This window comes from Amaricoccus sp. B4 (genome assembly GCF_043226085.1).
GTDB lineage: Bacteria > Pseudomonadota > Alphaproteobacteria > Rhodobacterales > Rhodobacteraceae > Amaricoccus.
The window spans coordinates 1,760,865-1,773,587 of sequence record NZ_CP171225.1; the positions used below are offsets into that span (position 1 = coordinate 1,760,865).

The following is a 12,723-nucleotide window of genomic DNA, read 5'->3' on the forward strand; positions in this document are numbered from 1 at the left end:
GGCGAGCCTTGCCCGCTCCGGCCCCGGCGGGCCTTGATCCAGGACAAGCGGCCGGATCTTCGCGTCCGGTCCCATCGGGCCTGCATCCGGACCTTCCGCAAGATTAGGCTGCCCCGGACGGCCCGACGATACGCGAGGGGGCGCAGCAGTTCTACACGGAAAAGAGGGAGTTGGGTGTGCAGGCGCCGGTCAGAGCAGGCGGGCGATTACCACGGGCAGGTTCGGTGCATTGAGCGACATCACACGGTAAACTTGGCTGTAGACATAGACAGTGAAGAAGAAAAACACCGCGCTCAGGAGTGCGCTGTGGTAGCCGACGGCGGCGAGCATCGCCGTGAGTGCCGGCAGGAGCCAGGTGATGATGCTGGTCGCGGGATTGCGCAGTTCGATCCGGCGGCGGTTCTTGGGCACAAGGCGGCGCGCGTAACGACGGTGGGCCAGCATGTGGAAATGCACGCGGTCGGGCTGGCCGATGCTATGGCCCGCGCGGCGAGACTTGCGTCGCATGGAGGCGAGCGTCTCGATCACCGGATAGGCGCAGATGAGAAGCGCCGTCCAGGCGGAGACATCCGGGTTGCGCGACGGCAGCAGCACACCGAGGGCAGCGAGCAGGAAGCCGCAGAAATAGGCCCCACCATCGCCCATGAAGATCCGGCCGAGCGGGAAGTTCACCACGAAGAAGCCGCCCACCAGGGCGGCGAAGAGGATCGCGAGCGAGAAGACCAGCGGATCCCCCACCTGCCAGCCGACGAAGGCGAAGGCACCGAACATGATGATGAGCGAGCCGGAGGCGAGGCCGTGGAAGCCGTCGATGATGTTGATCGCGTTGGCAACCCCGCCCATCGAGAAGCAGGTGAAGAGCACCGCCACCGGTGTGAAGGCGAGCAGCCAGTCGACGCCGGGCAGATCGACCTTGTCCATCACGTAGCCGGTGAGGATGGCGAAGAGGAGGCCAGCCCCCATGGTGGCGATGAGGCGCCGCTGGACGCCGACCTTGCGGGTGATGTCCTCGATCAGCCCCGCGGCGAGCGCCGGGGTTCCGGCGACACCGACGAGGATCCAGTCGCGGCGCAACTCGTCGGGCAGAAAGAGCGCGAGCCCGCAATAGGCCGCGGCAATCGCCGCACCGCCGATGCGCGGGGTCGGCCGCTTGTGGAACTTCTGGACACCGACGAGGTGATCGTGAGTGAAATGTCCGTGCCAGCGCTGCGTCAGGATAAGGCCGATGCAGGCGAGGAGGCTTACCAGGAAACCTGCCAGGGCGTAAGGAAACACACCCTGCAACGTCATCGGCAACGATGCAGCGCTCATTCGACCATGCTCGCAAAGGATTGTTGTATGAAGCTGATAGCTTGAGTCGTTAGCGCATCGGCTCCGGCTTGGCGAGACGTTTTCGACGGGCCTCGCACAGTATCGGCGGCATCGTGCTCACCGGGCCACAGTTCAGTGAGCGGCGGCGGTTTCACCCGTCGGCCGCCATGCCATGCGGCCCCGGGCACGGGAGGCGAGCACACGGTCACGACGCTGGCCGATACTGCGTTCATCGATCCAGGCGTTGATGCGCCAGGCCAGGCTTTTCCAGGCCGGATCGACGGGCAGTCCGTGGGCAACGCCGCGCAGAAGCTGGGTTTCGGCGCCATATACGAGGCCGAGCGCCCAGAGATCGGTGATCGGCACGAAGGCGTCCCGGTCGCCCTGGATCGCGAGGGTCGGCACCAGCCGGGCGAAGGGCCAGGCCGGGAGATCCCAGGTAAGGCCGTCGAAGAGCGCCTGCGGGCTTTCTGGGGTGAGCGGGCGGGTGAAGACCTCGCGTATCCAGGCCTCCGGCGTCTCCTCGGTGAAGAGTGCACGGCGGATGAGGTCGATCCCGAGCAGATCGCCCGCGCCCGCCTGGGCGACAAGCGTCGCGGCGAGAACGTCAGGCGCCTGCGAGGAGAGCTGCCAGAGTGATGGGCCGAGGCCACATGGGCCGGGCGAGGAGACGAGTACCGCGCCCGAAACGCAACCCTGCGCCGCGAGGTGCTGCGCCACGAGCCCGCCGAGCGAGTAGCCCACGACAATCGGAGCACCGCCAAGCTCATCCGCGGCCTCCCGCGCCCGCTTCACGTAGTCCCGGAGGCGCGCCGGGCCGAGCGTGGGCCCAGGCAGCCGCGGCGCGGAAACGCGATGACCCCGGTCCGCGAACCAAGGCGCAATGAAGGTGGTCCAGACCTCGGGTCCGGCAAAGGCTCCGTGCAGAAAGAGAATGGGTGGCGGTTCGGCCATGGCTGATCTCCTTGAGCCAGATCTAGCGCGATCCCGCCGCCGGTGTCGAGGCGCAACCCCGTCTTTCCGGCGGCTTCCCGCCTTGAAACGTCAGCCAAAATGGCCATCTCGCCGGGTAAGGGTTAAGGGGTGCCACCTGTGGTTGCTCTGTGCTACGGTGCTCGCCCAACCCGAGAACCCAGGAGGACGCCTCATGAACATGACGCTAGTGGACGATTACGCGAACCGTCTCTTCGCCGCGCATGGCGATCGGGCGGAATACGAAGCCGCCCAGAAGGCCAAGAGCTGTGAAGAGGCCGGTCAGTCGGACGAGGCCGAACAGTGGCGCAAGGTTCGCGAGAAGATCCGTATCCTGCGCGGCCCGAACGTGAGCTGATCCGGCACGGACGCCGCCGGGGCGCATTCGCTCCGGCGCAATGACAGGTGCGGGCGGCCGGGACCGCAAGGTCCGCCTTCCGCCCGCTGACCGCCTTGACCCACGTACGGGCCAAAAGCCGCTGGAACCCGGGCACGGTTCCGTGCATCTCTCGGCCTCGGGCAGGCGCGTACCCCTTGAGGGCTCGTGGCATTTGCCGGGCAAGCGAGGCGGAGGGCTGCCGATGACATCTCTCGACTACGCGGCGGTCGCCGTCTTCCTGATTTTCTGGCTCGGGCTCGAGCAGGGCCTTGTCTGGCTTGGCCGGCGCCGGCCGAACATAACCTCGGACATGGAGGCCGTCCGCGAGGCCTGGATGCGGCAGCTCCTGCGCCGCAACCTCCTGCTGGTCGATGCGCAGATCGTCGGGCACACGATCAATTCCGCCTCGTTCTTCGGCTCGGCGAACCTCATCGTGATCGTCGGAATCGGCGGGGCGGTTTTCTCGGCCTCCGACGTGGCTGCCGGTGTAGAGATCCACGCCTCCAAGCCTCTGCTGCTGCTGGTGCCGCTGGTGCGGGGCCTATTCGATTTCATCTGGTCAGTGCGACAACTCAACTATTTCCTGGCTGCGATGGCCTCGAGCCCGCACCCCGACCAGTCGGAGCGCTGGCCGACCTGGGCCCCTGCCCTCGCCGCGATGTTGAGCCGTGCCCTGAGTTCGTTCAGCGCGGGCGTGCGAAACTACTACTTCGCCGCCGCCGCCGCACTCTGGATGCTCGGGCCGCTTGCGCTGATGGTGGGCGCGGTCGCCGCGGCGGGCTTCCTGATCTGGCGACAGTGCTATTCAGCTACGGCGCAGCGGATCCACGAACTCGCCCCACTCGTGCCGCGCGACATGGACGTGGCCGGCGCGGCGGACGCCGGTAAATCCTGACCTTTGAGGAACTAAAGACGATTTCAGCGCCTCCCTCGGGGAGACGCTGCCAGGAAAGATCTGCTGGATCGGGCTTCGGGCTTCGCTTCGGGGTCAGCCCTGCGAGCCGCCGCAGCCACTGGAGCCGCAGATCGGCTTGCCGAGCGGCGCCTTGATGTCGGGGCCTTCACCAAGCGTCTGATCCATCATCCGCGCGGGCTCGGCGCAACTGACCTTGCCGACCACCTTGGCTGGCACGCCCGCGACCGTGGTCATCGGCGGCACGGGCTCGAGCACGACGGAACCCGCAGCGATGCGGCTGCAGTGACCGACCTCGATGTTGCCGAGCACGGCGGCGCCGGCGCCGATCATCACGCCGTTGCCGATCTTCGGATGGCGATCGCCATCTTCCTTTCCGGTGCCGCCGAGGGTCACGGAATGCAGCATCGAGACATTGTCGCCCACGACGGCTGTTTCACCAATCACTATGGAATGGGCGTGGTCGATCATCACCCCGCGCCCGATCCGGGCATTGGGGTGGATATCGACGCCGAAGCACTCGGAGGTGCGCATCTGGATGAAGCGTGCCATGTCCTGCCGCCCCTCCTGCCAGAGCCAGTGCGCGATGCGGAAGCACTGCAGCGCCTGGAAGCCCTTGAAGAAGAGAAGCGGGTGAATATAGGCGTGGCAGGCCGGGTCACGGTCGTAGACCGCAAGAATGTCAGCCCGCGCCGCGACGCCGAGAGATTCGTCATCCTGATAGGCGCCATCGAGGATCTCGCGCAAGATGAGATCGCTCATTTCGGGCGAAGCGAGCTTCTGGGCGATGCGGAAACTCATGGCCCGCTCAAGGCTGCGATGATGCAGCACACCGGCATGAACGAGGCTCGCCATCAACGGCTCGTCGCGCGCAATCTCTTCCGCCTCGCGGCGGATCGTCGTCCAGACCGGGTCGATACTGGTCAGACTCGCTTTTACCTGCTGCATGCCGTCGGCTCCCGGATACACAACTCGGTTCAGATTGGGCGGATCAGCGCCGGATTCAACCCTGCCTGCAAGATATCATTAACGTGAATCACACCCACCCCTACCTTGCTAATCGGTATGTGAAAAAAAACAAGTCTTGTTCCGTATTCGGAGGCTTTCGCACGACGAATAGGGAGATTAATCTTCGCCTCATGCAGACGATCTTCACGATTTCGACAACTGGACCGGGACTTTACGACTTCACGCGCGAGGTGCGCCGTTGGACGGAAGGCCATGGCGAAGGACTGCTCACGCTCTTCGTGCGCCACACATCCTGCTCGCTGCTGATCCAGGAAAATGCCGATCCGGATGTGCAGACCGATCTCGACGGTTTCTTCCGTCGCCTGGTGCCGGCATCAGACGATCCCTCGATGCGCTGGATCATCCATACGATGGAAGGACCGGACGACATGCCGGCCCATATCAAGGCCGCCTTCACGCCGGTTTCGCTGTCAATTCCGGTCGCGCGCGGCAAGCTGCTCCTCGGAACATGGCAAGGGATCTATCTTTTCGAGCACAGGCACGCGCCGCACCAGCGACAGGTGGCGGCGCATTTCGCCGCGGATGCTCCAGCGCGCTAGGACCCGCGCCCCGGAAATCTCGTCGCACTGAGCAGCGCGGATCGGCCCGAATGCGCGATGGCCCCGCATCGCGGGGCCATCGCCATGATGATGAGGTCGCTGACTCTTTCCGCCACGATCCTGGTGGCCGTCAGGCCGCGCTGCGATGGCTGCCGCCGCAGGCGTCGCAGACTTCCCCAAGGTAGGTGGAAATGGTGCGCGTGATGCGCAGTGCCATCGCCTCGATTTCCGTTGCGGGAAGGCTCTCGAGCTGCCGGAATTCGCCCAGCTGCTCCTCGATCAGCGCCTGAACCTGCGCTTCGCTCACTTCGTTCATACTCTCAACTCCTGCACCTTGCCTGCGCGGACCGCTTCTGGCGACGGAATGCACGCAAAACGTGTAACTTCGCGCTCCGAATATATCATGGCGCGCACCCTCCCTCCAACGACATCGTGCTGTCCGGTTCCAAATGGAAGCCCGGACCCCGCGGGATGCGGGGATTTTCGCCGATCCGCACCCGAAAAAGGGCGGACTTCAGGCCGCAGGACGATGCTGTCTGAGCTCAAGTGCCTCATATGGCAGAAGAATCGAATTCAGCGAACCGTGATCATTCGTCATGCTTAAAAAACATGCAACGGCCACATCATTCCGCCGACACGCACGGACCGTGCCGCCTGCAGGTGCGAGTCACATGCCGAGCGCCTGCTTGTAAAGCTCGAGCACAGCCTCTTCCTCGCTCAACTCCTCAGCGTCACGCTTGCGCAGCGCGATGAGCTTGCGGAGCACCTTCACATCGTATCCGCGCCCCTTGGCCTCGGCCATCACCTCTTTCTGCTGGTCGGCGATGTCCTTCTTCTCCTGCTCGAGCCGCTCGTAGCGCTCCACGAACTGGCGCAGCTCGCCCGCGGTGACCCGGTACTGGGTCTGGGCCTCGTCCTCGATCATCTCTTCCATGGCTCTGCCTCCTGCCATCCTGCCGGGTTCTCCTACCCGTCACGCGGCCCGGCTTGCAAGCCCGAGACGCCTCGACTATGCATTCGGGAAAGTGCGGAGTGAGAGCTTTGATTTTACTGCAAATTGCCGGGGCGATCCTGACTGTATCAGGTTTGTTTGGCCTCGGATTCTGCATTCTACGCGGTTTCAGGATCCGCCGGGCCGGTCTTTCACCCGAGGAGGCCCGCTCCCAGCTCCAAAAGCTGATCGCGGTCAATCTCGGCTCGATGGCCCTCGCGACGTTCGGCCTCATCCTCCTTTTTGTCGGCCTCTCCTTCTGACCACCTCACCGCCCGCGTTCACCAAATATTAGAGGGTGGCGCGGAGACATGAGCTTCGTTCCTGTCTGATATTTTTGGGAATTCGAGGAGCTTGGTGGCAAAATGGCGTTAATTTCGCGCAGACCTTCCCTCACCCAGGCGATGTGGATTGTTGCCACCGCCGGCTTCGCGGTTGCCTATATATTTGCCGCCATCGACATCTCCGGCGATCTGCAAAAGCGGAAGCAGATCGAAATGAATCGGGAACTTTCGGGGCTCACGGTCACAATCGGGAATCTTGTTCACGAACTCCAGAGGGAGCGAGGGGAATCCTCCGGCTTTCTGGCAAGCGGCGATCCCGCCTTTGCCGCGCGGCTTTCAGATCAGCGCAAGCTCACCGATGCGGCGGCGGAGTTGTTTCTTGCCGGCGGCGCTCAGTTGATTGCCTCTGGCCAGCAACTCCCGGCCGACTATGAGGCAGCCAAACGCAAGATCGCCAAGCTCCCGGACCTCCGCAGGCAGATCGACGCCGTCGCGATTGCGCGCACCGATGCCGTCAGCTCGATAACCGATCTCGATACCACGCTCATCAATCTTGTGCCGCACATTGCCGAGACAATGAACCACGCCCCGACGGCGCGGGCCGCCCTGCGCCACAGCCTGTTGCTGGCCGGGAAGGATCTGGCCGGGCTCGAGCGGGCGACCGGCGCGGCGGGCTTCGCGGTGGCCGCCGGGAACGGCGGCGTCTTCCCCCCCGACGTTCTTGCCCGGTTCAATGCGCTCGCCCTCACCCAGGAAACCCTCCTTGATGCCTTCGCCCTGACCGCGACGCCGGAGCTTGCCACCGCGCTCGACACGATGCGCCGGAGTTCGCCATCGCAAGAGGTGGCGCGCATGCGCCAGATCGCGGCCTCCGGCGATCCCGACGTCATTCTCGGCGTTTCAGGCACGGCGTGGTTCGATACGATCACCGACAAGATCAACGCGCTCAAGAACGTCGAGATGGCGAGTGCGGCCGAGATCCGCGCCCAGGTGGACGCGGCACATGCCTCGGTCACCAGCGGAACGATCTTCCATGTCGCGCTGCTGCTGACGCTCTCGGCCCTCGCCGGCATCATGGTGCTTCTGATCACCCGCACTGTGGCCCAGGAAGTCCATGCGACGACGACACGGCTTGATGCGCTTTCCCACGGAGACATCCGGAGCCCGGTGCCGGAAAACCGCATCCCGGATCTTGCGAAGGTTTCCGAGGCGCTGTCGGCCTTCTGCAGCAAGGAATGCGCCCGCCAGGCCGCCGAGGAACAGGAAGAGGCGCTGCAGCGGAGATCGGGCAAGGGTATCGAGCGGGTGCTGAGCCAGGTACGCCAGCATGATTTCTCCGCCCGCCTGCGCCTGCGCGACCTGAAGGGCGTCGCCCTTCTCATTGGCGAGGGGCTCAATACGATCCTCTCAACGGCAGAAGAAGTGGTCGCGGCCCAGCAGGCGCGCGACGAGGCTGCCCATTGCGAGGCCTTGCGCGCACGCGAGCGCGAGGCGGAACTCCAGGCCGCCGCGGCTGACCAGATTGCCTCGATCGTCGCGGCCTGTTCACGTGGCGATTTCTCGGCCCGGATCGCGGTAGATGGCAAGGAGGGCGTCTTCCGCGAGCTTTCGCTTGGCGTGAACGGCATTGCCGATGCCGCCGCCAGCGGGCTCGAACAGATCCGCAAGAGCCTCGCCGCCATTGCGAAGGGCGACCTCACGCAGCGGATGAATGGCGAGTTCCACGGGCTCTACGCCGAGATACAGACGGCGCTCGACGAGACCCTGGCCAATCTCTCGCGCATCATGAACGACATCGAGGAGCAATCGGCACTCGTGGCGCGAACTGCCGATGAGATCCGCAGCGCGACAGACGATCTCGCCATGCGGACCGAGCGGCAGACCGAGACGGTGCAGAAGTCGGCCAACGCCACCGAGCGGCTGGCGGAAACCGTGCAGGGCAATGCCGACAGCATGGACACCGGCCGCGAGCTTACCCGGCAGCTTGGCATCCATGCAGAGAACGGTGCGAAGATCTCGGGCGAGGCTATCGCCGCGATGGAAGGGATCGAGAGCACCTCGGGCGAGATGGCCGAGATCATCAACGTTATTGACGAGATCGCCTTCCAGACCAGCCTGCTTGCACTCAACGCCTCGGTGGAGGCGGCGCGCGCGGGCGAATCCGGCAAGGGTTTCTCGGTCGTCGCGGCGGAGGTCCGGCTGCTCGCCGAACGTAGCGCCGAGGCTTCCAAGCAAATCGGCGAGCTGATCGCGGGCAATGTGCGTGAGGTCCAGTCGAGCGCCGACAAGGTGCGCGAGAGCGGGCTGGCGCTCAACCGTATCGAGGAGGCGACGGCCGAGGTCATCACCCTCGTCGAACGCGTCTCAGGCGCAAGCCAGGAACAGGCCACGGGGATCCGCGAGCTCGGCCGCGCAATGACCGAGATCGACACGGTGACCCAGAGCAACGGCGAGTTGGTACTTCGCACCGCCGAGCTGATGGACAACCTCGCGGAGAGCGGCGCGCATCTTTTCGAGCTCGTCTCCATGTTCCGACCCGGCACCGCGACGCGCAGGGGCGCGCACGGCGAGAGACGGGTAGCAGCGGAATAGGGCTCTCGCTCAGGGAGAGAAGACGCCTCCGCAATACTACCTTTGGGCCAGTTGCGCTTGCTGTTCCGCTTCGTCTAGGGTCACATTCAACGCGAAAGAGCCCTGTCCGGCATGCCACAAACCATACTTATCACCGGGACGAGCCGCGGCCTTGGCCGCGAGCTTGCGATCCAGGCTCAGCAGCGCGGCGATCGCGTGATCGCGACGATGCGTGCGCCCCATGCCTCCCCGGCGCTGCCACCCGAAATCGAGGTGTTGCCACTCGAAGTCACGAAGACCGATGCCCACGCCGAGCTTGCCCGGCAGATGGAGGGAGTGGCGATCGATCTGCTGGTCTGCAGCGCGGGGGTCTTTCCCGGCCGCGGCGGGCTGCGCGAGGCGCAATGCACGGAGCTGGACTGGTTCATCGGCCTGATGACAAATGTCGCGGGTCCCTATTTTGCCGTGCGCGCACTTCTGCCCAACCTGCGGCTCGCAGGGCGGGCGAAGGTCGCGATCATCTCCTCGGCGATGGGCTCGAGTGAGAATGCCGCGGGTGGCTCCTACATCTACCGGGCCTCTAAGGCAGGGGCGGTCAATCTGGCACGCAACCTCGCTGTCGAGCTTGCGCCGCTTGGGATTGCCGTCGGCGCCTATCATCCCGGCTGGGTGCGCACAGACATGGGCACCGGGGCCGCGCCGGTCGATCTCAACCACAGTGCGACCGGGCTGCTCGAGCGATTTGCCGAACTTTCTTCCGAAACCTCGGGAATCTTCGAGGACTACCTCGGCAATCCGATCCCGTTCTGAGCGGCAGGAGCCCTGCCCGCCCGCGCGACAATGGCCTCGCGCAGATAGCCGACGATGAGCCGGGCCCAGGCATCGTTCGAGACCGGCCGGCTCAGCGAGGCGCGGGCCGAGGTCGCGAGCGGGGCAGGGAAGACGGCACCGGTGCCGAGCGCAATCAGCTCGTCGAGATAGGCGGCATCGAATTCCGGGTGTGGCTGGATCGTGATCGCATCGGGCGCCTCAAGCGGCCCGTAGGCGAGTACGGCATAAGGGCAGAGCTCGGAGCCCGCGATCACATGCGCACCCTCGGGAAGCCGCGTCACCTGATCCTGATGCACGGCACGCATTGCGAACTGCTCCGGCAGGCCCTCGAGCCAGGCGGGCCGCGCCGTGAGCCGGTAGTCCTCCACCCCGAGCCGCCAGCCTGCGGCGGATTTCTCCGCCCGCCCGCCGAGCGCCTCGGCAAGGATCTGGTGGCCGAAGCAGATGCCGACCACGGGCACACGTGCCTCGACGGCGGCGCGCAGGAAGGCCTTCAGCGGCTCGATCCAGGCCAGGCCGTCGTAGACACCGTGCCGCGAGCCGGTGACGAGCCAGGCGTCCGCGTCGTGGAGAGAGGCAGGCATCTCGCCCGCGACCACGCGCACGGTGATGAACTCGAGGTCGGGATCAACCGCGCCGAGCAGGCGCTCGAACATCGCCGGGTAGCCGCCATGACGCCCCTGCAGTTCCGGCCGCACCTCTCCGGTTTCCAGAATGCCGATCTTCACCCCGGTCCTCCATCCTTGCCGAGCGGCGCCGCCCGTTGCGGCCCTCCGACACAGGATGTGCACCTTGGGGCGGCCTGCTGCAAGAGCCGGACCCGGCGCTTGCACCCCGCCCCGGCACCGGCTACGACCGCCCTGCCCTCCGGACGCCGCTGACCGCGGCGTGGACCAGTGGGCACCGAGACAAGGAGAGGCGTGATGGCCGACGATGACGAGTATGTCTATGACGAGGCCACCGGCGAATGGCGGCCAGCGTCGGAAATGGCGGCCGCCGCCAGCGCCGCACGCGAGGTGAGGGACTCGGCGGGCAATCTGCTCGCGGATGGCGATTCCGTCACCCTCATCAAGGATCTGAAGGTGAAGGGCGCCAACCAGACGCTCAAGCAGGGCACTGTCATCAGGTCGATCCGACTGACGGACAATGTCGCGGAGATCGACTGCCGCCACGATGCAATCAAGGGCCTCGTGCTCCGGACCGAATTCGTCCGCAAGCGCTGATCGCTTGACGCGGCCCGCCCGGGGGGTAAACCGGGCGGGCACACTAGAATTCCGGTAATTTCCCATGAAGGCCACCCACCGAACGAGCTGAATCCCGCCCCGGCGCAACGCCGCCGAGGGCCCGAGGCGCGATGCCATGCGGCATTTGCGCCCATTTCTGCTTGCGCGAGCAAGCCGGCTCACCTTTGTTCGGAGACCCTCAGATGGAAAACCACTTCGAAAGCCCGTTTCGCGGCATCCCGCTCGACCGTCAGGTCACCAATCCCAACATCCGCGTCGGCCGCTACAGCTACTACTCAGGCTACTATCACGAGCACGGCTTTGACGACTGCGCCCGTTTTCTTGTGCCCGACGCGGGCGCCGACCGGCTGGTGATCGGGAGCTTCTGCTCGATCGGTTCAGGCGCCACCTTCATCATGGCCGGGAACCAGGGCCATCGGAGCGACTGGATCAGCACCTTCCCCTTCGCCTGGATGCCCGAGGTCGCGGCCTTTGCGGAGGCGGAGAACGGCTACCGCCCGGCGGGCGACACGATCGTCGGCAACGATGTCTGGATCGGCTCCGAGGCAATGATCCTGCCCGGCGTGCGTATAGGTGACGGCGTGATCATCGGCGCCCGGGCGCTGGTCGCACAGAACGTCGAGCCCTATGCGGTCGTCGGCGGCAACCCGGCGCGGGAGATCCGCAAGCGCTTCAACGAGGCAGAGATCGGGCTACTGCTCGAGATGCGCTGGTGGGACTGGCCAGATGAGGCGCTGCGTGACGCGATGCCGCTTCTGACCAGCCGCGATATTGAGGGGCTGCACCGGTACTGGACAGCTTCGGCCCCGGCCAGCTGATCTGGCACCATGCAGGCCTGCGCATGAAAAAGGCCGCCCCGGAGGCCGGGGCGGCTGGCAGGACGCGTCCTGCGAAAGAAGCTCAGCCGAAGAACTGGGCGCCGTTGGCCGAGATCGTTGAGCCGTTGACGAAGCCCGCGTCGTCGGAGGCGAGGAAGACCACGCAACGGGCGATTTCCTCGGGCTTGCCGAGACGGCCCGCGGGGATCTGGGCGATGATCGATTCACGTACCTTCTCGGGCACCGCCATCACCATCTCGGTCGCGATATAGCCGGGGCAGATCGCATTGGCAGTGATCCCGGCCCGCGCGCCTTCCTGAGCCAGCGAGCGCACGATGCCGATGTCGCCGGCCTTGGTGGCGGCATAGTTCACCTGAGCGAACTGGCCCTTCTGGCCGTTGACCGAGGAGATCACGATCACGCGGCCGAACTTGCGCTCGCGCATGCCGGGCCAGATCGGATGGATGGTGTTGAAGACGCCGGTGAGGTTGGTGTCGATGACTTCCTTCCACTGCTCCGGGGACATCTTGTGGAAGGGCGCGTCACGGGTGATGCCGGCGTTGGCCACCACGACCTCGATCGGGCCGAGATCGGCCTCGACCTGGGCGATGCCAGCCTTGGAGGATTCGTAATCCGCCACGTTCCACTTGTAGGTCTTGATGCCGGTTTCTTCGGTGAAGGCCTTCGCCTTCTCGTCATTCCCGGCATAGGTGGCGGCCACTTCGTAGCCCTCCGCCTTCAGAGCCTTCGAAATTGCCTCGCCGATACCGCGCGAGCCACCCGTAACCAGAGCAACGCGTCCCATAGAGTTCCCTCCTCCTCGGAAATTGAAGTCTTCTGT

General features: G+C 65.2%; 15 protein-coding genes. 8 read left to right on the plus strand and 7 right to left on the minus strand.

Annotation, left to right across the window (positions count from 1 at the left end):
- Positions 1-189: 189 nt before the first annotated feature.
- Together ACF66B_RS08480 and ACF66B_RS08485 are read right to left on the minus strand one after the other, a co-directional pair.
- Positions 190-1,311: a glycosyltransferase gene (locus ACF66B_RS08480; RefSeq protein WP_111431548.1), complete on the minus strand. Its 1,122-nt coding sequence runs from the start codon at positions 1,309-1,311 to the stop codon at positions 190-192.
- A 132-nt stretch (positions 1,312-1,443) separates the two neighbouring features.
- Positions 1,444-2,265, minus strand: a complete 822-nt coding sequence (locus ACF66B_RS08485) for an alpha/beta fold hydrolase (RefSeq protein ID WP_111431547.1) — start codon at positions 2,263-2,265, stop codon at positions 1,444-1,446.
- Positions 2,266-2,458: 193 nt separating this feature from the next.
- Between ACF66B_RS08485 and ACF66B_RS08490 the strand changes: the two genes are divergently transcribed.
- Entirely contained in the window at positions 2,459-2,641 is a 183-nt protein-coding gene (locus tag ACF66B_RS08490) for a hypothetical protein (RefSeq protein ID WP_111431546.1), read from the plus strand.
- Positions 2,642-2,864: 223 nt separating this feature from the next.
- Complete coding sequence (locus tag ACF66B_RS08495; protein WP_111431545.1) at positions 2,865-3,557, plus strand: DUF599 family protein; 693 nt, start codon at positions 2,865-2,867, stop codon at positions 3,555-3,557.
- Between the two features lie 93 nt (positions 3,558-3,650).
- On the opposite strand, the gene cysE is transcribed toward ACF66B_RS08495, so the two are convergent.
- Positions 3,651-4,523, minus strand: a complete 873-nt coding sequence (gene cysE / locus ACF66B_RS08500; RefSeq protein ID WP_111431544.1) for a serine O-acetyltransferase — start codon at positions 4,521-4,523, stop codon at positions 3,651-3,653.
- Between the two features lie 191 nt (positions 4,524-4,714).
- Here cysE and ACF66B_RS08505 point away from each other — a divergent pair, with 191 nt between their 5' ends.
- Complete coding sequence (locus ACF66B_RS08505; protein WP_111431543.1) at positions 4,715-5,143, plus strand: secondary thiamine-phosphate synthase enzyme YjbQ; 429 nt, start codon at positions 4,715-4,717, stop codon at positions 5,141-5,143.
- Positions 5,144-5,273: 130 nt separating this feature from the next.
- Here ACF66B_RS08505 and ACF66B_RS08510 read toward each other — a convergent pair whose 3' ends face one another.
- Positions 5,274-5,459 carry a hypothetical protein gene (locus tag ACF66B_RS08510; RefSeq protein ID WP_111431542.1) on the minus strand — a complete coding sequence of 62 codons (186 nt, stop codon included), beginning with the start codon at positions 5,457-5,459 and terminating at the stop codon, positions 5,274-5,276.
- 351 nt (positions 5,460-5,810) lie between these two features.
- On the minus strand, positions 5,811-6,077 hold the full coding sequence (locus tag ACF66B_RS08515) for a DUF2312 domain-containing protein (protein WP_392664669.1): 267 nt from the start codon (positions 6,075-6,077) through the stop codon (positions 5,811-5,813).
- Between the two features lie 98 nt (positions 6,078-6,175).
- Here ACF66B_RS08515 and ACF66B_RS08520 point away from each other — a divergent pair, with 98 nt between their 5' ends.
- From ACF66B_RS08520 to ACF66B_RS08530, 3 genes are all read left to right on the plus strand, one after another.
- A complete protein-coding gene (locus tag ACF66B_RS08520; protein ID WP_162683403.1) occupies positions 6,176-6,397 on the plus strand; it encodes a hypothetical protein in 222 nt (73 codons plus the stop codon).
- 102 nt (positions 6,398-6,499) lie between these two features.
- Complete coding sequence (locus tag ACF66B_RS08525; RefSeq protein WP_111431541.1) at positions 6,500-9,010, plus strand: nitrate- and nitrite sensing domain-containing protein; 2,511 nt, start codon at positions 6,500-6,502, stop codon at positions 9,008-9,010.
- Positions 9,011-9,121: 111 nt separating this feature from the next.
- Positions 9,122-9,799 (plus strand): SDR family oxidoreductase, encoded by a 678-nt coding sequence (locus ACF66B_RS08530; RefSeq protein WP_111431540.1) that lies wholly within the window; start codon positions 9,122-9,124, stop codon positions 9,797-9,799.
- Here ACF66B_RS08530 and ACF66B_RS08535 read toward each other — a convergent pair.
- Entirely contained in the window at positions 9,772-10,548 is a 777-nt protein-coding gene (locus ACF66B_RS08535; RefSeq protein ID WP_111431539.1) for a gamma-glutamyl-gamma-aminobutyrate hydrolase family protein, read from the minus strand. The two genes, ACF66B_RS08530 and ACF66B_RS08535, sit on opposite strands and share 28 nt — an antisense overlap.
- 195 nt (positions 10,549-10,743) lie before the next feature.
- Between ACF66B_RS08535 and ACF66B_RS08540 the strand changes: the two genes are divergently transcribed.
- Together ACF66B_RS08540 and catB are read left to right on the plus strand one after the other, a co-directional pair.
- Complete coding sequence (locus ACF66B_RS08540) at positions 10,744-11,043, plus strand: alkylphosphonate utilization protein (protein ID WP_392664673.1); 300 nt, start codon at positions 10,744-10,746, stop codon at positions 11,041-11,043.
- A 203-nt stretch (positions 11,044-11,246) separates the two neighbouring features.
- Positions 11,247-11,882 carry a type B chloramphenicol O-acetyltransferase gene (catB, locus tag ACF66B_RS08545; protein WP_111431537.1) on the plus strand — a complete coding sequence of 212 codons (636 nt, stop codon included), beginning with the start codon at positions 11,247-11,249 and terminating at the stop codon, positions 11,880-11,882.
- 82 nt (positions 11,883-11,964) lie between these two features.
- On the opposite strand, the gene phbB is transcribed toward catB, so the two are convergent.
- A complete protein-coding gene (gene phbB, locus ACF66B_RS08550; protein WP_111431536.1) occupies positions 11,965-12,687 on the minus strand; it encodes an acetoacetyl-CoA reductase in 723 nt (240 codons plus the stop codon).
- Between the last annotated feature and the right edge of the window lie 36 nt (positions 12,688-12,723).

What these genes read in the sequence shown, in the direction of transcription:
- ACF66B_RS08480 (WP_111431548.1), bottom strand. Translation starts at nt 1,311, where the DNA reads ATGAGCGCTGCATCGTTGCCGATGACGTTGCAGGGTGTGTTTCCTTAC.
- catB (WP_111431537.1), top strand. Translation starts at nt 11,247, where the DNA reads ATGGAAAACCACTTCGAAAGCCCGTTTCGCGGCATCCCGCTCGACCGT.
- ACF66B_RS08510 (WP_111431542.1), bottom strand. Translation starts at nt 5,459, where the DNA reads ATGAACGAAGTGAGCGAAGCGCAGGTTCAGGCGCTGATCGAGGAGCAG.
- ACF66B_RS08525 (WP_111431541.1), top strand. Translation starts at nt 6,500, where the DNA reads ATGGCGTTAATTTCGCGCAGACCTTCCCTCACCCAGGCGATGTGGATT.
- ACF66B_RS08515 (WP_392664669.1), bottom strand. Translation starts at nt 6,077, where the DNA reads ATGGAAGAGATGATCGAGGACGAGGCCCAGACCCAGTACCGGGTCACC.
- ACF66B_RS08495 (WP_111431545.1), top strand. Translation starts at nt 2,865, where the DNA reads ATGACATCTCTCGACTACGCGGCGGTCGCCGTCTTCCTGATTTTCTGG.
- cysE (WP_111431544.1), bottom strand. Translation starts at nt 4,523, where the DNA reads ATGCAGCAGGTAAAAGCGAGTCTGACCAGTATCGACCCGGTCTGGACG.
- ACF66B_RS08485 (WP_111431547.1), bottom strand. Translation starts at nt 2,265, where the DNA reads ATGGCCGAACCGCCACCCATTCTCTTTCTGCACGGAGCCTTTGCCGGA.
- ACF66B_RS08505 (WP_111431543.1), top strand. Translation starts at nt 4,715, where the DNA reads ATGCAGACGATCTTCACGATTTCGACAACTGGACCGGGACTTTACGAC.
- ACF66B_RS08530 (WP_111431540.1), top strand. Translation starts at nt 9,122, where the DNA reads ATGCCACAAACCATACTTATCACCGGGACGAGCCGCGGCCTTGGCCGC.
- ACF66B_RS08490 (WP_111431546.1), top strand. Translation starts at nt 2,459, where the DNA reads ATGAACATGACGCTAGTGGACGATTACGCGAACCGTCTCTTCGCCGCG.
- ACF66B_RS08540 (WP_392664673.1), top strand. Translation starts at nt 10,744, where the DNA reads ATGGCCGACGATGACGAGTATGTCTATGACGAGGCCACCGGCGAATGG.
- phbB (WP_111431536.1), bottom strand. Translation starts at nt 12,687, where the DNA reads ATGGGACGCGTTGCTCTGGTTACGGGTGGCTCGCGCGGTATCGGCGAG.